Origin of the sequence: Gardnerella sp. DNF01198P (assembly GCF_049244165.1) — a bacterium.
GTDB lineage: Bacteria > Actinomycetota > Actinomycetes > Actinomycetales > Bifidobacteriaceae > Bifidobacterium > Bifidobacterium swidsinskii.
In genome coordinates this window covers 571,725-591,979 of the sequence record NZ_CP058382.1, presented here as the reverse complement: position 1 = coordinate 591,979, position 20,255 = coordinate 571,725, and the positions used below count along the sequence as shown (strand labels likewise).

Annotated in this window: 11 protein-coding genes and 2 pseudogenes; 1 reads left to right on the top strand and 12 read right to left on the bottom strand. The window is 38.4% G+C overall.

Translation table 11 applies throughout. The annotated features are described in order from the left end of the window. Positions 1 to 359 precede the first annotated feature (359 nt). The 12 genes and pseudogenes from HXT44_RS02675 to HXT44_RS02620 all read right to left on the bottom strand — a co-directional run bounded on the left by HXT44_RS02675 (position 360) and on the right by HXT44_RS02620 (position 18,573). Complete coding sequence (locus tag HXT44_RS02675) at positions 360 to 7,871, bottom strand: GA module (RefSeq protein ID WP_421783092.1); 7,512 nt, start codon at positions 7,869 to 7,871, stop codon at positions 360 to 362. Positions 7,872 to 8,056: 185 nt separating this feature from the next. After that, the gene (locus HXT44_RS02670; protein WP_064622165.1) at positions 8,057 to 9,370 is read right to left on the bottom strand and encodes an MFS transporter; all 1,314 of its coding nucleotides are present in this window, start codon (positions 9,368 to 9,370) and stop codon (positions 8,057 to 8,059) included. 22 nt (positions 9,371 to 9,392) lie between these two features. Continuing rightward, positions 9,393 to 10,634, bottom strand: a complete 1,242-nt coding sequence (locus HXT44_RS02665; protein WP_102155297.1) for a YcaO-like family protein — start codon at positions 10,632 to 10,634, stop codon at positions 9,393 to 9,395. 729 nt (positions 10,635 to 11,363) lie between these two features. Beyond that, positions 11,364 to 11,519, bottom strand: a complete 156-nt coding sequence (locus HXT44_RS02660; protein WP_233186361.1) for a hypothetical protein — start codon at positions 11,517 to 11,519, stop codon at positions 11,364 to 11,366. A 355-nt stretch (positions 11,520 to 11,874) separates the two neighbouring features. Further along, positions 11,875 to 12,576 carry an InlB B-repeat-containing protein gene (locus HXT44_RS02655; RefSeq protein WP_064621847.1) on the bottom strand — a complete coding sequence of 234 codons (702 nt, stop codon included), beginning with the start codon at positions 12,574 to 12,576 and terminating at the stop codon, positions 11,875 to 11,877. Positions 12,577 to 12,617: 41 nt separating this feature from the next. Continuing rightward, positions 12,618 to 13,091, bottom strand: coding sequence for a hypothetical protein (locus HXT44_RS02650; RefSeq protein WP_421783089.1), 474 nt, complete (start codon positions 13,089 to 13,091; stop codon positions 12,618 to 12,620). Continuing rightward, positions 13,075 to 13,665 (bottom strand): hypothetical protein, encoded by a 591-nt coding sequence (locus HXT44_RS02645; RefSeq protein ID WP_421783087.1) that lies wholly within the window; start codon positions 13,663 to 13,665, stop codon positions 13,075 to 13,077. Before HXT44_RS02645 ends, HXT44_RS02650 begins: the two co-directional genes overlap by 17 nt. A gap of 10 nt (positions 13,666 to 13,675) precedes the next feature. Next, positions 13,676 to 14,434, bottom strand: coding sequence for a hypothetical protein (locus tag HXT44_RS02640; RefSeq protein WP_064621843.1), 759 nt, complete (start codon positions 14,432 to 14,434; stop codon positions 13,676 to 13,678). 681 nt (positions 14,435 to 15,115) lie between these two features. Next, positions 15,116 to 15,883: a hypothetical protein gene (locus tag HXT44_RS02635; RefSeq protein WP_064621841.1), complete on the bottom strand. Its 768-nt coding sequence runs from the start codon at positions 15,881 to 15,883 to the stop codon at positions 15,116 to 15,118. Positions 15,884 to 16,112: 229 nt separating this feature from the next. Continuing rightward, positions 16,113 to 16,994: pseudogene (locus HXT44_RS02630) on the bottom strand (phage portal protein); the annotation flags it as partial. Next, positions 16,988 to 17,773, bottom strand: a pseudogene (locus tag HXT44_RS02625) (ParB N-terminal domain-containing protein); the annotation flags it as partial. The pseudogenes HXT44_RS02630 and HXT44_RS02625, both read right to left, overlap by 7 nt. A gap of 14 nt (positions 17,774 to 17,787) precedes the next feature. Beyond that, positions 17,788 to 18,573 (bottom strand): S-adenosylmethionine synthetase N-terminal domain-containing protein, encoded by a 786-nt coding sequence (locus HXT44_RS02620; RefSeq protein WP_421783085.1) that lies wholly within the window; start codon positions 18,571 to 18,573, stop codon positions 17,788 to 17,790. Between the two features lie 1,224 nt (positions 18,574 to 19,797). Between HXT44_RS02620 and HXT44_RS02615 the strand changes: the two genes are divergently transcribed. Next, positions 19,798 to 20,232, top strand: a complete 435-nt coding sequence (locus HXT44_RS02615; protein WP_033888673.1) for a CGNR zinc finger domain-containing protein — start codon at positions 19,798 to 19,800, stop codon at positions 20,230 to 20,232. The last annotated feature ends 23 nt before the right edge of the window (positions 20,233 to 20,255 follow it).

Here is a 20,255-nt window from a genome sequence, read left to right as displayed (position 1 = left end):
ATTTTATTTTTTAAAGATTATACATAAGGATGCATATATATGCAAATTGTTAAGGTTTAATGTTTCGATGTTTCAATAACTTAGCAACTCAGTGACTAAACGCTTCAATAAGTGCTTTGTAAGCAAGATAACTCTTAAAATATAGTAAGCAACAATAACTTCCCGTGTAATCGCAAACTAAAATAGCAAAATGCCTCACTTTGCGTAGTAAAGAAAGACGCAAAGTAAGGCACATTTTACATTAACTTCATTATGCTAATTAACTCAATACTCAGCAAACTTACTGAATACAATTAAGCAAACATTAAGCAGCTCTAAAACTAGCTGATCTGCAATAACCAGACCAGCTAGCAAATATTTTACTTACTACTGTGACGAGAAGTACCACGACGCTTAGTTGAGAAAAGCGCAGCACCAGCAGCACTAAGAGTTGCAGCAAACAAGCCAAACACAGACACGTCACTACCAGTCTTACTAAGCTGAGCAACACTACCACTCTTCAACACCTGAGCGCGCACAGAAGCACGAACATCAGCCGCATGAGCCTTAGCAGCAGCCAAAGCCTTACGAGCAGCAGAAAGATTCTTAACCGCAGCATCAACCTGAGCCTGGGTAGCATTCGGATCAGCAAGCAAACGTTTAGCTTCAGCCAACGCCTTCTTATACACATCCAAATCAGGAGCTTCACCAAGCAAGTAGGCAAACGACTTGCTAAAGCGAGAATCATCATCAACTTCAGCTTGCAATACCGTCTTATTAACACCATTCAAAGCATCTTTAGCATTCTTAAGATTCTTTAACGCAGTATCAACAAGAGCTTTACGATCTGCTTGAGACTTAGCAGCAAGATCCACACCCTTACCAGCAGGATCAGCTAGCTTAGATATAAGCTCCTTCGCATCTTGCAAAGTCTTATTATATGCTTGCTGCTTTTCAGCAGTATCATACACGTACTTTACAGATTCTTTCACACTATTCTCAAGAGCAATCTCAGCTTGCAAATCAGCAATATCAACACCATTTAGTGCAGCAGCTACGGTTTGAAGCTGTTTAAGCGCATTATCAACCGCAGTCTGCTGCTGATCAGGAGTATTCGCTGATTGAGCATCCTTCGCATCAGCAAGAGCAGACTCAGCAGCAGCAAGAGCAGTATCATACGCAGATTTCTTATCCTGAACAGCATTCGTATACTGTACGGACTTCTTCAAAGAATCAGCTTTGTCAACTTCAGCCTGCAACTTAGACGTATCTACAGTTCCATTAAGAGCACTAGAAGCAGTTTCAAGCTTAGTCTTAGCATCGTTGATTTCTTGCTCAGTCTTGCCCTGAGGATTCTTCAAGATATCTTGAGCAGCTTGCAAAGCCTGATCAAACGCAGTCTTCGTAGTATCAGGAGCATTCATGTAAGCAATAGTCTTCTTCTTCGACTCGGCAGCAGTTACAACCGTCTGCAAAGCAGAGGTATCGTGACCGTCCAAACCAGTAACAGCATTATTAAGCGCAGAAGTAGCATCAGAAATTTCTTTCTCTGTTGCACCAGCTTTCTTTACAATGCTTTCTGCAGAGTCTATAGCATTGTTAAGAGCATCTTGCTTCTCAGCAGAAGCATTCTTATAAGAAACATCATTCTTCTTATCTTTTGCTTCTGCAAGCTTTGCCACCAATTGAGTCTTGTCGTTACCATCAAGTTCATTAACAGCTTGCTTGAGTGCAGTCAATGCAGTATCAACAGCTTGCTGCTTCTGCTCAGGAGACTTCTGAGACTGATCGTTCTTAGCTTCAGTAAGAGCGGACTCTGCCTCTTGCAAAGCCTTATCAAACGCAGACTTCTTTGCTTCAGAAGCATTCTCATACTTAGCATCGCCAACAGATTGAGGGTTAGTCGACTTCTTCAGCTTCTTAGAATCAGCAACTTTCTGCTCAAGTTCAGTTGTATTAACCGCTCCATCAAGACCGTTTATTGCAGTATTCAACTTATTCAAAGCTGTGCTGATTTCAGAATCAGTGTGACCGTGAGGAGTCTTAACAAGATCTTCGGCAGTCTTCAAAGCATCATCAAGAGCCTTTTTCTTAACAGCAGTACCATTCTTGTAAATAACTTCTTGCTGCTTAGCTTTTGCATTGGTGATAGCAGTCTGCAACTTACTCACATCGTTACCATCAAGTTCATTAACAGCTTGCTTGAGTGCAGTCAATGCAGTATCAACAGCTTGCTGCTTCTGCTCAGGAGACTTCTGAGACTGATCGTTCTTAGCTTCAGTAAGAGCGGACTCTGCCTCTTGCAAAGCCTTATCAAACGCAGACTTCTTTGCTTCAGAAGCATTCTCATACTTAGCATCGCCAACAGATTGAGGGTTAGTCGACTTCTTCAGCTTCTTAGAATCAGCAACTTTCTGCTCAAGTTCAGTTGTATTAACCGCTCCATCAAGACCGTTTATTGCAGTATTCAACTTATTCAAAGCTGTGCTGATTTCAGAATCAGTGTGACCGTGAGGAGTCTTAACAAGATCTTCGGCAGTCTTCAAAGCATCATCAAGAGCCTTTTTCTTAACAGCAGTACCATTCTTGTAAATAACTTCTTGCTGCTTAGCTTTTGCATTGGTGATAGCAGTCTGCAACTTACTCACATCGTTACCATCAAGTTCATTAACAGCTTGCTTGAGTGCAGTCAATGCAGTATCAACAGCTTGCTGCTTCTGCTCAGGAGACTTCTGAGACTGATCGTTCTTAGCTTCAGTAAGAGCGGACTCTGCCTCTTGCAAAGCCTTATCAAACGCAGACTTCTTTGCTTCAGAAGCATTCTCATACTTAGCATCGCCAACAGATTGAGGGTTAGTCGACTTCTTCAGCTTCTTAGAATCAGCAACTTTCTGCTCAAGTTCAGTTGTATTAACCGCTCCATCAAGACCGTTTATTGCAGTATTCAACTTATTCAAAGCTGTGCTGATTTCAGAATCAGTGTGACCGTGAGGAGTCTTAACAAGATCTTCGGCAGTCTTCAAAGCATCATCAAGAGCCTTTTTCTTAACAGCAGTACCATTCTTGTAAATAACTTCTTGCTGCTTAGCTTTTGCATTGGTGATAGCAGTCTGCAACTTACTCACATCGTTACCATCAAGTTCATTAACAGCTTGCTTGAGTGCAGTCAATGCAGTATCAACAGCTTGCTGCTTCTGCTCAGGAGACTTCTGAGACTGATCGTTCTTAGCTTCAGTAAGAGCGGACTCTGCCTCTTGCAAAGCCTTATCAAACGCAGACTTCTTTGCTTCAGAAGCATTCTCATACTTAGCATCGCCAACAGATTGAGGGTTAGTCGACTTCTTCAGCTTCTTAGAATCAGCAACTTTCTGCTCAAGTTCAGTTGTATTAACCGCTCCATCAAGACCGTTTATTGCAGTATTCAACTTATTCAAAGCTGTGCTGATTTCAGAATCAGTGTGACCGTGAGGAGTCTTAACAAGATCTTCGGCAGTCTTCAAAGCATCATCAAGAGCCTTTTTCTTAACAGCAGTACCATTCTTGTAAATAACTTCTTGCTGCTTAGCTTTTGCATTGGTGATAGCAGTCTGCAACTTACTCACATCGTTACCATCAAGTTCATTAACAGCTTGCTTGAGTGCAGTCAATGCAGTATCAACAGCTTGCTGCTTCTGCTCAGGAGACTTCTGAGACTGATCGTTCTTAGCTTCAGTAAGAGCGGACTCTGCCTCTTGCAAAGCCTTATCAAACGCAGACTTCTTTGCTTCAGAAGCATTCTCATACTTAGCATCGCCAACAGATTGAGGGTTAGTCGACTTCTTCAGCTTCTTAGAATCAGCAACTTTCTGCTCAAGTTCAGTTGTATTAACCGCTCCATCAAGAGCAGCTTTAGCAGAATTGATAGCATTAACAGCTTGAGCTACTTTCTCAGCAGTTGCATTAGCATCAGTAAGCACTGCATTACCATCAGCAATAGCTTCATTGTAAGTAATTTTCTTAGTCTGATCTGCGTTAATGTATGCGATCGTCTTCTTGAAGTCAGTGTCACCGTCAATAAGTTTTTGCAGTGCAGACTTATCAACAGTCTTGCCACCGAGATCCTGAACAGCCTTTTCTAATGCCTTCTTAATCTCATCAACCTTGGCACCATCAGCATTCATACCCTTAGTTGCATCAACAAGAGTAGATGCATTTGTGAACGCACTATCAAAAGCAGTCTTCTTATTATCCTTATAATCAGGCTTTGCTGTAAGAGTAGACTTCTGGTCATTAATAAGAGTCACAAGATTCTTGAGTGACTTCATCTTGCCGTCAAGATCTTTAGCCTTAGTAACAACATTATTGATAGCAGTTTTCACCTTATCAACAGTGTCTAAATCACTCTTAGGGTCAGTTTCAGGATTTGCAACTTCTTCCTTAAGAGCCTTCTTCTGTGCATTATTAAGATTCTGAAGATTATCTATTGCAGTATTCGCATCTTTTCTAGTCTTTGCAAGCTCAGCTTCCTGAAGAATAGAATCAATGTCTTGTATAGAATCGGTATTTTTATCATCCAACTTTGCATTGAAGTTCGTAGCTTCTTGATCAGTAAGATCACCATGCTTCTTCAGATCAGCAATCTTCTTCTTAGCTGCAGCTTTAGCATCCTCAAACTCAGCTTTGTTGAGAATCTCTGCAACTTTATCAAGACTATCTGCAGTACCTACTTCGTCTTGATACTTCTTCTTATCTTGTTCGCTGAGATTCTTCAACTTGCTAATCTTGTTTTTAGCATCAGTCTTAGCATCATTAAGACCATCGTTATTACTGTTATCAGCAGCATTTTGATTCTGAGTAGCCTTTTCCGCGGCCTGTTTCTTTATAGCATTTATAGCATTCTCATCAGTTGCAGTCTGAATGCTATTAATAAACTGCTCTTTCTCCTCAGGCTTGAGTTTATCATTCCCGTTAATTTCATTAATAGCAGCCTGCTTTTGCTTCTCAAGTTCAGCTTTCTTCTTAGCTTCTTCAGCCTTGCCTGTGTCTTGCTGCTCCTGTTGATTCTGCTTCGTTACCTCGCCATCAACCTTCGCATCATCTTTCTGCTGCTGCTGTTGCTTCTCCTGCTCAGCCTGCTGATCAGCTTGTTGCTGCTTTTGATCAGCTTCCTTTTGCTTCTTTTGATCCTGATCCTTTTGGAACTCGTTTATCTTCTCACGGATCTTTTCAGGATCAGTCTCAGTACCAATCTTCTTATCAAGTTCAGTCTTTTGCTCAGGAGTCAAACCAAGATCATTCTTAGCATCATTAATCTGCTTCTGAGCATCTTTCTTTTTCTTCTCATCTTGACCATGCTCATTAGCAGACTTAATAATCTTGTCTACATCTTCTGGCTTAGTAATATTGTTGATTTCACCTTGATGATCTTCCTTGAACTTCTTAATCTCTTGATCATTCAAGCCATTTTTCTTAAGAATCTTGTCAATAAGATTCTCAGCTTCCTTCTTAAGTTCTTTAGGCTGAGGAGCGGCAGCATTAGATACAAAGCAGTCGTTCTTAGTAAGACTGAATGCTAAATCAGAACCACCATATCTACTAGATTTTCTAACTTCAATGGAGTCGCCTAAATAAATTGTTACAATTCCATCTTCACCACCAAATCCACCTCTAACCAATTTAAGATTAGATCCATTTTTTTCAATCCACTGTCCACTATATTTGTAAAGTTGCATTCCATTACCTATACTGTCACCAGTAGTGGTAAGTTTATTCAGTAAGCCATCAGTCTTAGTTATAAAATCTGTAGTTATTTCAGCATTTCCTGATTTAACTTTCCAATTATCTTGAATGAACTTTATGACAAAACTATTCCAATCAGCAGCTTGCGGCTTATCCTTATCGGTAATAGCAATCTTAGTGATGTTGTACCTGTAGCCATTATTATCTTTTGTTTCAGTTCTTGGCTTTTCCGGATTACCCTTGGTATACACCAATTCAGAGTAGTCGAAGGTAGAAGTTGAATCATCATTAAACTTAACAGTCATAGTATGATTGCTGTCATCAAATGTGATAGCATTATTTTCATTCTTACCTTTTAGCTTGCTTTGAAGGTCATTATTGGCTGTTAAGATAGCTTGCCTAATAATTGACTGTTCTTGCTTTTGAATCTTCTTAGCATCTTGTACAGCTGTACGAGCTGGAAGCGTAATATTCGTCAAATCAGCGAGTGGCTTACGCTGATACACCAGCTTGTTGCCATCGAGCTTATCAGTAGACTTATCAGTATAAGTGATAGTTACGTTGCCTTGAGCATCTACTGTAATAGATTGCTTAGCTGCTTCTAAATTCTGAGGCTTACCAATAGCATTCATGAAGTCAGCTTTATTTTTATTTGCTTCATAAACTTTCTTCACAAGTTCTGTTTGCTCACCTTGAGTCAACCCTTGTGGATTTCCAACTGCCATTGGCACTGGATAGTACGGCGTAAACTTATCCGCAAGTGAACGCTGCTTCTTTACAAGATACTTGCCTTCAAGCTTTTTAGTTGAATGAGTACCAGTTGCATCCTTGAATGTGATTGTTGCATCACCATTAGCAGCAACATCAACCTTTTCTATAAGATCCTTAATCTTACTATTAGCATTCTTAATAGCATTTTCAACTTGCTTCTTCTCTGTTGAATCAAGAGAAGACGGATTCTTCACAGGAGTCAAATCCGGATACGTAATTTTTGTGCGCTCTGACAATGGCACGTAGCGTTTAGTCAGATTTTCCTTAGAAATAGTATCCGTAGAGTTATCTTTGTACGTTACCGTTGCGCTACCATCGTTATTGACTTTTACAGCCTTTTTGAAAGCATCTTCAGTTTGAGTCTGTTCCATACCTTTAAGTTTTTTCAGCACATCGGTATTACTCTTATTAGCTTCCCACAGCTTGCTAAGTATTTGTTTTTGTTCAGACTCTGTTGGCTGTCCAAATGTAGCAATTTCTGTAGCCTGAGGATAAGTAAGCTCTAATTCCTTGGAATAATCTGGCAAAGTTGGCGCAAGCACAACCTTACCAACAGTGTAATGCCAGTTACCCAATACCTGATACACGCCTGCAGCAAACTTCAACGGCTTTGTTTTATCGTTCAGTTTAATAACGAAGCTAATCTTAGATTTTCTATTGCCTCTACTCTCCCAGTTAATAATTAAAGAGTTAGTGGCTTTCCTATATTCTCTAGAAGTATCGAGAGTATTACCAGATTCATCATAACCGCCGGCTTCACCGGTCATTCTTTCCCAGTTATTCTTAAATTCAACACTTTGCTCTTTATTATCATCAAACCAGAAACGGCTTGCAGACTGATTCCAAGACTCCTTTGTATATGTTGCACCTGTTTGTTGAGAAGCCGAACCACCAGTCAACTCTTCGTCCTTATACAAAGTAATGCTATCGTTTACAATCGTGACGTCCTTAGGCACGCTCGCCCACCAGAATGGTCGACCACCCCACCATTCACCCTGAGAATTAAACTGGTACTCAACCTTATAATATTGTCCGTAAGTTTTTCTGTCTGCTGTTTCCTTATTATCGTTTTGTTTATCATCGCATGGCACTAGTTTAATATCCACATACCTCTGCGCCTTTGTAGAAGAATCGCGATTCGCATACCTATAGCTACCATCAGGAAGATTAAAACCATTAGCCCAAGCTTGATGAGTTGGCAAACCAGCACCACAAGCAAGCAAGCTTGCCAATGTTGCAGTCACAGCAATTTTCGGTAAACGTGAAATCGCATACGACTTACATGCTTCTAAACGAGTTCCACTTATCTCTTTCGCCATTGAACGAAGTGTACTCGGCTTCAAATACGCGTAATTTTTAGACACATGTAAAGCATTTTTAGCAGCTTGTGTTTTCTTAACCATTAACAGTCCTCACTTATATATTTTCTCTTCAACTCGCTCTGCAGACATAAACTCACATCTTGCAAAAGAGCTTGTTAATAGAGCAAAGGATACCCCCCCCCCCGCGTAATAATTCAAGTAATATAGGCAAAAACTACCATGCGATTAAGGTAACAACTATATTCAATATTAAATATTACAAATAATCATGCGAGCGCCGCATAGCTAGTGTTTGGCAACTGCGGCAAAACAACAATCAAACCGGCAGTAAAAATCAGCGCGAGTATAGGCAAAAGCTGCCATTGGCACGTAGATGAGAATGCAAATCCAATCCAAGAACCAGTAGTAGCACCAATCGCAAACGCAAGGCGCGCCCAACCAGAAAACTTAGCGAGAGTACTCCCTTTAAACAGAATCTGACGCGCAACAATAATCGGCTCTACTAGTAACATTCCACCAATCGCTTGAAGGAAGAATGCGAAGCAAATCATTGGCAAAAGATTAATAAACATAAGGCAATAAGCGAGCAAGCTCACAGCAATACCTAAAATCGCTACTTTTCTTAAACCGAGTTTTTGAGAAGAGTGCGCATATAAAACGGACGCGAGCACGCTTCCTACACCAGTGAAAATATACAGTATTGTTAAAGATTGAGAGCTATATTGTTTACCGATACCGAGAAGAATATAGGAAACAGAGCATGCAGGAATAAAAGCAACCAAAAGAGATCCTGCAAGAAGCATGATTTTACTCTTGAGTGACGGATTCGCAGATTGCTTAGCTGCAGATTTATTGGCAACGTCATTTTCTTGCGATACTTGCGATACTTGCGATACTTCTCCTTCTTCACTAATCGCTTGCGATTCATTCTCTACATCTTGCAACGCTTCCTCTTCTGCGCAAGACGCTTGCGCAATGTCTTGTTTCATAATAAATCGCGTAGCACAAGCCGCGAAAGAAGTCACGGACGAGAAAATCAAAACCGCAGGAATCGACCAGCTCGCAATCCACGATCCTAATGGAGAGCCAAGTAATGTTCCTGTAATACTTGCCAAAATGCTCACAATGCCGCTGTAGTTTACAATCATGCTGTCGTCGCCGCCTGCAGCATCAACCTCGAAAACTTCGCTAGCAATATCAATCACTTGACCTGTAATCAACAATGCACAAGAAAGAGCTACAAGCGACCACTTCCACGCAGGAGAGCCAAACATAAGAAGCGGCAGCAAACCGAGCACGCCTTCTACGCCCTCAGTCATAGCAAGAGCGCGAAAACCGCCAAGCTTATCAACAATCCAACCAGAGCATGGCGAAAGAAAATCGGCAACCGTCATAAAAGTCTTACGAAAACCAATCACCCAAGCTGGCAAACCCACAATAATAATAGAAGGCAAAACCGATCCTTCATACGCTTGATTGCCGAGCATAGAAAAACAGAAGCCAACCAAAGCCCATCGCAATGCTGGACTAATAGATCTCATACGAATAAAAATATTATTCCGCTTACCAATAGCCTTCATAATAAGCCCCTTATAAATTACATTAATTGTGTTGACGAATCGACATTATTGATTTACGTTTTCTTAGACGACCTATAAGTTCAGCAGGAAAACCATGACGAATAACATGAAAACGTTCCAATCCTGGTGCGACAATTTGCACAACACTAGGATTGCATTTCATCGATTTACGCTCATAGTGGAATGCGTCACGTTTCCATATATCTATTCCGTACTTATGAAGATCATTTACTATATTATTTATCTGAATTTCTATGTTAGGAATAGATAAAGTGTCACGTATATCATATGACACTAATTTTTGTGAAAATTTCCCACTATCCTGTCTAATTTTTTCTAAGAATAAAGCTTTCTTAATATTTGGATATGAATGTACAAGATGTTTTAGTCTTTTGGATCTATCACGTTCTTCAGGATTAGAATAATCTTTATCTGCACATAACTCTTGCCATAACTCAAGAAGCGAACGATATGTTGCGTATCCTAAAAATTGCGATGCGCCGCATCCAAAAGTAGGAATTTCTTCTCTATCTGTCTTATAACATATAGATAGCACCACTGAGCCAGACAAAGCTGGAATCGATACAATATACACCTTGTTACCAGTTGCGCTCTCAATAGCCTGTTTTATTTCTTTCAATAATTCACAATTAGGAATTAAAAACTCTACGCATACATCATCAAATATATTAGAAAGAAGAATATTAGATGTTGCATCTCGTTCAATAAGTTCATTAAGCGCATGCAAAGTCGCTTCTTGGATAGAAGCACCTGCGGCCCATCCATTATTTGTATAGTAGCAACGAATTAAATTTTCATCAATAGAAGAAAACTCACCAGTAGACTTTCCACCGCAGTATTCTGGTGGTAACGAAGCAATAGCATTATCACTCATACTATAAAAAGTATAATCAGTATTTTTGCTTGCTGAATTAGAAAGATTAAGAATCGCATCTCCTTTTATTCGAAGAGATGATGAACAAGAATACAAAACAGACTGATTCGAATATACTATATGTTCCAATAATTCATATAAACCGCTAGTTAGAGATTCAAGCCCAAGACCTTTACCTCTAGCGGATTCTAAAACAATATCTGCACAATCAGCCTCATCTAAATAAACACACGAATCCAAAATACAAGTAGTGTCTAATGCTGATACTTCAACACTCCATTGCCACTTCTTTAAGGCAAATACCTCAATAATTGATGACAAAGAATCCATCAATGTAAATTCTCGTTCAGGTGAAACAAAATTAACCATAACATATCTTTTCACAAAATAATGCTGGCAATTGTATTACAAAATAACAAAACCGCCAGCATGTTTATTTCAATTTTCATCATCGTCTGGTATTTCACCAACAAAGAAATCACTCATACTAGTAAAATGTGGAGTGCTGTGTTCAGTTCTAGTACGTCCCATAATATTCACCTTTCAATAAAAAATAATAACTCATTTAATTTCCTTTTAAGTTCATTTAAGAACTCATTTAAGAACTTTGGTAAAAGATACTATTACTTCTTACAAAAAATACAATACAGTTATAAGTCATGAATACAAAACAGTAACAAATAATAAATTTTATTAATTATTTTAAGAAAGACTTATAGTAAATTATTGTATGAATGAAAAATTTTATACTAAATGGGTGTGTTAAAAAGAAAACGATCATTGAGAAAAAGTAAAATATACTGTTGCAACTAATACAAATTTTTAAAGATTAACAAAATTAGACTAAATATAATCCACTAAAAAGAAGGTCTATAGGTCGAAAAGGGGCTTATGATAATTTCTTAAGTATTTTATGCAGTAATAGCACGATTATCTTTTAAGCCTTTTTACTCTGTGGTTGTTATAAAAATCAATTGTTTGACGTAATTCTTCTGTACTACCCCAGCTCTATGTTGCAAGAAGGTTTTCTATTGACAGAAGAAGACTATCTCCTTGATATTAAAAACCATAAATAGATTCAAAAAATGCATATTTAGATCATTTGAGCCAATCTGTTTCATTATTACTATTCTCTTTAACTACTCTAATATTGCGCTCTAAAAGACCAATACGTTGCTTAAGTGGAATTATTTTGCCAGTTGTTGCATTATAACGACTAACTAAATAAGGAGCTTCTCCGCACGTTATTTCCATTCGACGTTCATCTACATATGTCATCCAATTTGTTGAGCATTTCTCTGAAAACTCAATTTTTTCTGTGGTAGAAATCCAACTTTTATATTTATTATGGTTAAAAATATCTTTTTACCAAAACACGCTTCTAGTTTCATTACGTGTTGACACAATGAAATCTTACTCTTGTACTCTGAAACTATTTATAGGAATCCTGAAATTTTGACATTGAGCTCTTAACCCTTAGTTTGGAGCATCATACTATTTATTATTGAAAATAAGAAAGCTTATCTCAAATAACACTCAAAAGATAACATACAAAAAGATGGCTCTAACATATCGCTAGAGCCATCTTCTAATAAACAATGCCGGTTACTTAAAACAAGCAGTGCCTACTTATTGTTTTTTTCATCATTTTCTTCTTAAGAAGAAGTGCAAGTCCAGCAATTGAGAAACCAAGCACTGCGAGCAAGCCTGCAAACGATGCCGATTCGCCTGTCTTAGGAATCATGCCAATATGCTTTTCAGGCTGCGGCTGAGGAGCTGGTGTCTGCGGCTGCAGCTTCAGTTCCGACGCAGGTTGATTTGGAGTTGGGTTAGGCTCTGGATTCGGTGACGGAGTTGGCGTCGGTGCCGGAGGATTCGGAGTTGGATCCGGATTTGGTACAGGATCTTTCGTGTAAATAGCATACACAGTCATATCGCCATTAACTATGCTTGCTCCCGTAAACGTCTCACCCTTACCGTCTTCCTTCGTATTCCACTCCTTGAAGGTATAACCAGCCTTCGTTGGCTTCTTCAGCATAGACTCATTAGTCAACGCATCAGTATCAATAGCCTTACCAGGCTCCACATTAACAGTAGCAACCGTAGAATCGCCATCTTTAAAAGTTACAGTATTATATGTAGGCGTCGGATCTGGTGTCGATTCTGGTTTCTTCACTTGGAAAGAATAAGAGATTTGTTTAGACTTATTTTCTTCTCCGTTCGCATCTAACCCTTTAGGATCCTGTTCAGCAGCAAAGAAGAAATAATTGCGATTAGCACAGTTATCCTCTCTTGCAGTGGTTGCTTTCACAAAATTCTCTGTGGAAGAATTAGCAAAATCATAGAAACCGGCTACCGTTCCTCGAATTCTATATTTTTACCTTCAGTAACTGTCTTTTTCACAGATAGACCAGTTACTGAAACAATGATATTGCTGGTATCTACATTCTTAACTTGGTTAATGATGTCTTGCCATTTTTGAGTTGTTCCAGGATTATCTTTCTTTAATGTAACAATGAGCGTTTTACCATCATTTGTTTTTGTTACACTTGGAGAAAATCCCTTAATTCCGCTAATTGTAGCAGATGCATCATTAGCTACTTCTACACCATCTGGAATATCTAGCGTAAAAGCAAATCCTGCATCAACCTTACCGTAGCTATTGTGGAATTTCGTAACATAGGCGTCATTCGTGCCACCAACTCTCGTATAGCTTAGCGTCCAACCATTGAGATAACGCTTAAACCATGGGATACTAACTGAAAAATCAAGATTCAGTTTATCCCCAGATTGTAGCTCACCAACCGCTTTAGAATCCGTTTCCACCCTTAAGCTTCAGATCACCGTATACTTTAAGTTTATCAACTGGCTTTTTAATTTCATCTTGAGTTAATAAATCATTTTCCTTAAAGCCAAATGGGTTGACACGATTTTCGATAGGTTTTGTAGGATTTTGTCCTGGTTTTGTATCTCCTTCTGCCGTATCATTACCTGCGAGATAACCATATCTTTCTTCAAAATCCATCCCAGTAGGCATAAGCCAATACGTATTAGGGTTATTCACTATCCCCGCATTTGGCGTACTAGTCATGTCTTCTAAAGAGTTAAATGGAAAATCAGCAATCGCTGTTTTACTTGAAGAGGTTAAATACTTAGGAAATACCCCATAATAAGTTTTCCCTGTAAAACCATCGGTTATCTCTTTCTTTTCCACATCAACCCAATACGTATTCTTTAGCGTACTATCGCCCAAATATTCAGGCGTAGCAGCCAACGAATCCTTAATTAAATATAGAAGCGGTTTGCTACCATCCGCGGCAAACACTGGTGACACAAATGCTGCTGATGCAATCAATGTAGCTGATACTATCGTTACAGCCATATTTTTTAGTAATTTCATACAAAACCTCCTACGGTCTCTTGATTTCAAGTGACTTTAATGGGGAGGTAATGTTAACGATTGGATCACTAACTGGGTGATTGCCAAATTTGTATAATTGGCAAATTCCTGAACCAGTTATAGTTCCAAGTAATTCTTCTTTTCCTTCTACTATATATGGGATATTTACGTTAATTTCATGCCCAGTTTGATTACGTTCACTTTCTACAAGCTTAAAAAATTCTTTATAATCATTCCAATTTCCTAGTTGAATAGTGATAACAACTGAATTATCCTTTTCTACATATTTAGTCTCAATGGCACTGATAGTAGATGTGTTTTCGGTAGCTTTAATTCCCTTTTTATCAACGTGGAAGTTAGAAGGGAATTTTATCGTATACTGAGCAATAGGGAACTTTTCACCTTCACTGGACATGATTATATTTTCAAATTTCAAAGGTCCAAAACCTTGTCCTTTTATTTCTTTCTCATATACTTTGTAGGCTCCTTCAAAAAGGTCTGCAGCTTCCACGCTTGCGCTTATAGTACCCGTATAAGAGTCTTTTTGCCCTTCAATTGGCGTGACGGGAGATGCAGTTACCGTCTTACTCACATCAACGGTTCCTGTAATTTTCTTTAAGAAAAAGGATCCGCTTACGTTTAATTGACTATCGACTTTATATACAAGTTGTCCTTCAGCCGCAAACGCCTGTGTAGTTCCAGCCATAACACCAAACGCTACTAATGTAGCCATCAATAGACCCATTGTCTTTTTTACTAATGTTTTCATATTTTCCTCCTTATTAATCTAATAATGGGTTATAGGCCAAAAAGTGTGTAAGAAATCATGTCTTAGACCTTGCAATACAAGGGTTTTGCGGTAATCGAATCTGTTTTCTGCACATTCGCCACCTGGACAAAAAGTGTGTAAAAATAAGCTCATAACCCTTATAGCAGTAAGGCTCGCAGTATATCGAATGTGGGCTATTTCTTATATTAAGCGGCGTTCGAAGCATGTATTAGCTGAGTATTTAACAATAAATCGTCAAAGGCTGTTACTAACGCAGATTACGTACTGCACCAGTAACATATAACCCCGCTTATCTGTTGTTAACGCAGATTACGTACTGCACCAGTAACATATAACCCCGCTTATCTGTTGTTAACGCAGATTACGTACTGCACCAGTAACATATAACCCCGCTTATCTGTTGTTAACGCAGATTACGTACTGCACCAGTAACATATGACCGTTACTTTCTTAAGATACTTGACTGAGTTTTTAACAGTGCTGAGGCTAGTTTATGCCACAGAATACTCATCAGCTTAGTTTTACACACTTTTTGGCCTATAACCCCCTTTTTCCTCCTCTCTTATATAAAGAAGCGACCAAGATTTTCTTGGTCGCTTCATGTTCGTATAACACTCATATAATACCTAAAGAACTAGCTTTACAGTTAGATAATCCACCTTACTTGTATGCTCTTCCATTTAAGGAAACTAGAGAATCAAATAATTGCGTTTCATCTAGAATACTCTCAGTTGGAGTTCTTTCCGTTATTGCAAGTTCTTTATACTTACTAGTAATTCCCTTAACAGCTTCTAATATCGATGGTTTAGAAACTTTGGAATCACTTTTCCTATACTCTTTAATTAAATCAGAAACTGCAAAAATCCCTAATTCCTTAAATTTCTGAGTTCGGTCATGATCATTCAAAGTTTCATTATTACTGATTCTTTCAACATTAAACCTTGTATTGTTTACTTTTTCGTCATAAGCCATCCTAAACTCTAACGAATTTTTCCAACCATAGTCAGAATTGTAAACAAACTTTTCACCAGTTATGTCTTCAATAGCCATAGCTAGAATATACTCATAGCATCCAGCATCTCTACTATCATAAATAGCATCGTAAAGAGGTTTAATTGCCTTCAGTCCCAGTTTCAATATTCTTTGATAGTTTTTAGAATTCCTAATAAACTTTCCTGGATGTGCCTGCATAGCCACTTGTGGATTAGTCTTCGTCTCAGTTTCTAATTCCACCATCAACTTATTCATGGATCCCTTTATATCATCTAACGTTTCAGCATAAGCTACGTTTACTGGCATCAATTTATGAGCTATATTCCCACTATTCTTTGATGCTTGATTATTTCCAATAATAAAAATTCCAGTAAATACAAATAGAACCAATAAAAGTAAAGTTCCTAGCGAAATATACATTTTTTTCTTAGACATAGTATTACACCTCCTAGAATTCTATATTCTTAATTTGTTGTATACTCTCATAGTGTAGGATATTATCTTAGTTAAGTATCCATAGAGATTAAATTCTATTTTTCGCTTAACGTTAAGATAATTCGTTATGTCTTCGTTGCCTAAATGATTCATCCACTGTCTAAACAGTTATACTATAATAATATTAATTTAACATGTTATATTAATATTATCAAGACACAAATTCATCTTAATCACCTAACTTATTTCTACCAATTACAGTGAACGCTCCTGCACGGTTAAGTGGGAGCATGTTGCCGTTAATCAAATACAAGTCGCCGCCTTCACAGGCGGGAATCTTATCCAAGTTTTCTAACTGTCTAATATCGTTCGCGCTCATCCAACCGTTTTGACGAGCGGTAGCATAACCATTCATACGACTCTGATAGTCTCCTCGAAGAAGACCATCCACGTTAAACTTCACATAATAAGTTTCTTTCTCCTTATCAGTAAAAAGCCGTCTCGTAATAGACTGTTCAAAACGCGCCACCCAAGGATCAAGCGTGTATTTCACAAACTCCAGCGACTGCTGCTCAATATTAGAAAAACTCGACTTTTCTAAATCACCAACCATGTGTGGTGGGACTCTAAAAATACGAGCGATCTCGTTAATCTGAAACTTACGAGTTTCAAGAAACTGTGCTTCGTTAGGCGAAATAGAAATAGGCGTATACTTCATGCCTTCCTCTAAAATCGCTATCTTATGCGAGTTAGAACCCGAGAACCCCTTATTCCAACTATCCCTCATACCAGACGGATCTTTTACTGTACCGGGGTATTCCAAGATTCCACTTGGTGTAGCACCGTTAGCGAAAAACGATGCACCATACTCTTCCGTAGCTATCGCCATACCGATAGCATTTTTTGCCATCGCAATAGGCGAATAGCCAACAAGCCCGTCAAAACCAAGACCGGGAATATGAAGCACATCAAAAGGCTTAAGTTTCACACTCGTTTCTTTACCCACTAAAACATCACTATCATTTAACGTATACTCGTAAAAAATTTGGCCACTATCATCCCGGTCAACTCTCATACGATCAGGCATTAAAGGGTATAAGCCTAAAACCTCGCGTCCTGGAATGCTTTTCTAAAATTCAACCCCTCCGTGTCAGCATGAAACACGTAGATAGACGCATCATCCGCCATCGCCTGCTCCATGTTCACGAACGAGTTGAAAAGAAACTGGTAAAACTTATCATCCTCCATATTATCGTTTTTAATTTTCCCAGCAGAACCCTCATAGTTCACGTTATAAGGCGGATCAGTAACCACCAGATTCACTTTAGTATCCTCAAGAAGCGTCTTAAATGTTTCTAACTTAGTAGCATCACCGCAAATAACACGATGCTTACCAAGCATCCATATGTCACCCGTTTTAGAAAAACACGGTTCTTCCAGCTCTTTTTCAACATCAAAATCATCATCACTCACGTCTTTATCAGCATCAAAAATACTGGAAAGCTCCGCCTCATCAAACCCGAGAAGATCAAGATTAAAATCAGCCCCTTCAAGCTCCGATAACTCGACTGCTAAAAGCTCACTATCCCAGCCTGCGTTAAGTGAAAGCTTATTATCCGCAATAATATAAGCACGCTTTTGTGTTTCAGTTAAATGGTTTTCTTTCACGCACGGAACTTTTTTAAGACCCAGTTTTAATGCCGCGGCAAGCCTGCCGTGGCCTGCGAGAATCGTATTATCCTCCGCCACTAGAATTGGGGATAGAAAACCAAACTCGCGAATACTTGCCGCTATCTGAGATACTTGTGCCTCAGAGTGCGTGCGAGCGTTTCTCACATACGGGATAAGCTCACTTACGTCAGCCAGATAATACTGCATTTCTTTTTCCATAAGCTTTCCTCCCGTTAGAAAAGACCCCAGCAAGCCAGCTTTTCAAAACCACCCACCGAGTCAATATAATCTTTCGCAATTTTCACAATCTGCGAATACGGTTTACCATCAACCATTTCATCCCCGATAGCACAAGAAAACTCAACCACCCGGCCGGTTTCCTGCGCTTTCAAAAACGCGTAAATGTTAACCGACACATCAGCTTTCGTAAGATCCTTACCATGAAGTCCGCCGCCCGTAACAGCATAAGCCATGTCTGACCCGAGTTTTCGGTTAACCGCTCCCGTATCCACGCTGATACCACCCGTCCAGTCGCCTAAAGGATTAACAAACGCATTCGGATAGTCTTTCAATAAGTCTTCTCGTTTAGCGTGAGACTGGCAGATGATAAGCTTTTCACCATCAAGAACATACTTGCCGTCATACGGATACTTTTCATAAACCTTTCGAGCAATAGCAGAAAGCTTCCTCTGCTCAGCTGTTAGTGGCATGCCTTTAAAAATCCCGTTATCAGCGCAGCGAACCATACCATCCTGGTTTCGGCTTAAATGCTTATCCTGCGGCACGACCGTAATATCAATCTTTACTTTCCCAGGACTTAAACGGTGGATAATATTTTTAATATCCTTAAACTTAAACATCACCGTGCTTTCAATACACACGGCACACTTACCATGCCCGAGCATCACTTCAACAGCAATCTTCGGATTCTCATCCAGCTTGTAAGCCAGATCAACAATTGCTCCAGCAATACGATCCGCAATCTTGTCGACATGTGACGGGTTTACTTTTTCTATCATAATTTTTCTCCTTATATGTTTTTACGTGTAATAAGCAGGCGTTCTGTAGCGGTCGGAGCGATGGAGAGAACATACAAAAAGAGCCGGTACTCTAGGTGAAGTACCGGCTTTCTTAACTGAAAATAACCATAGGAAAATAGAGGTACTTCACATAGCACCCCACGGAATAAACCCGTAGAGACTCTACGATGTATCTCATCGCCCTATAGCTAATCAGGCTTTGTGATTTAAATTTGATGTTCTCAACCTATGCAACGATATTCATTTCATTAGTTGAAATCACATCAGAGTTATTGATTAACTCTGAATTAAATATAATCAAGTAAAGAAAGTAATAGAAGATAGTAAAAAATAGCATAACTTTAATGGAAAAGTAATGCTAAATTATTTACATTACTCGTCATTAAAGTATATAAGCGATATATTCCAAATAAATTGACATTACTTTTTGCAACCAAAAAATAAAGCCATGCTATAATCCATGACTTTATTACAATAGAAAGGATTCAAAATGCCCTTGATCAAAGAAAAAATTCCGTAAATAATTTTGAAAATTTTTTATTTATGTTTGAAAGCTGTAGTTGTGACTGCGTTGAAGATATAGAACACACATCTCCAGGGAAAGAGCCTACAATCAGATTAAAATTACAAGCAATACCTGAAATTTGGTTACACTGCCAAAGGTGGTTTATTTCGGATTGCATCTAATGTAAGCACAGAGGATCGAAATATACTTGGTAAATTAATTTCATTATCTAACAAACTAACTAAAGAACTTTTTTCTTTCTTTAAAAGCAATGGTTTCTTATTTCCTGTATCAGAAACTTCCTATACTGGATTCGATGAAAAAATTTTGTATGAAATAATCAACCGATTGAAAGCGACAGTTGAGTTAATGACTGCTGTAGTGAAATTAGAAAGAATTATAAAAAGATTTGCGAATTGGTTATCTCTTTACTCCTCCGTAAGGATATTTCTATAAATACAGATTTTATGAATAAACCTTATTCAAGCTGCCACAATTCTTATCTTGAAACGATTAACAACTCTCCATCTGAATTATCTCCTAAAAGAAAATAGGAAAAATTTGATGGAGATACCTACACTATTGCAGACTCTTTATATGGCACATATAATCTGAGCATCAATGATTATAACGATAGTATTGGAGGTTATAAATCTGTTCAAGGATTTCAAAACGAGCTATATATTAAAGTAACTTTGATGTTTGTTAATTATGAGAAACAAGATACAGCTAAGAAAATTTCCGATTTCCTATTTCACTTCTTTTATGACATGAATGGAGATAGCTCCAATAATTTCTCTGAAATAATGAAAGTAGCAGTAATTGAAATCGCTAAGTTTCTAATTAAGGAAGAAATTAATTACAATATTAAAGATATACATCCTGTTTATGATCCAGAAACCATGACTCCTTCCTGGAAAGTAGATTCACTTCTTAGTGCTGTATATTTCTCCATATTTTACTTGAAACCAGATCTTGAGTTATATCGCCCCTGTGATAATCCTAGATGTGGTCGGTATTTCCTTGTAAATACCACATCAACAAGGAAACGTTTCTGTAGCAAAGAATGCTGCAACAGAGTTACACAAGACCGATATAGGAAAAGAAAAGGAAAAAGAAGAACTATAAAATAAAGTCTCTGTCTGTAGTACTACAA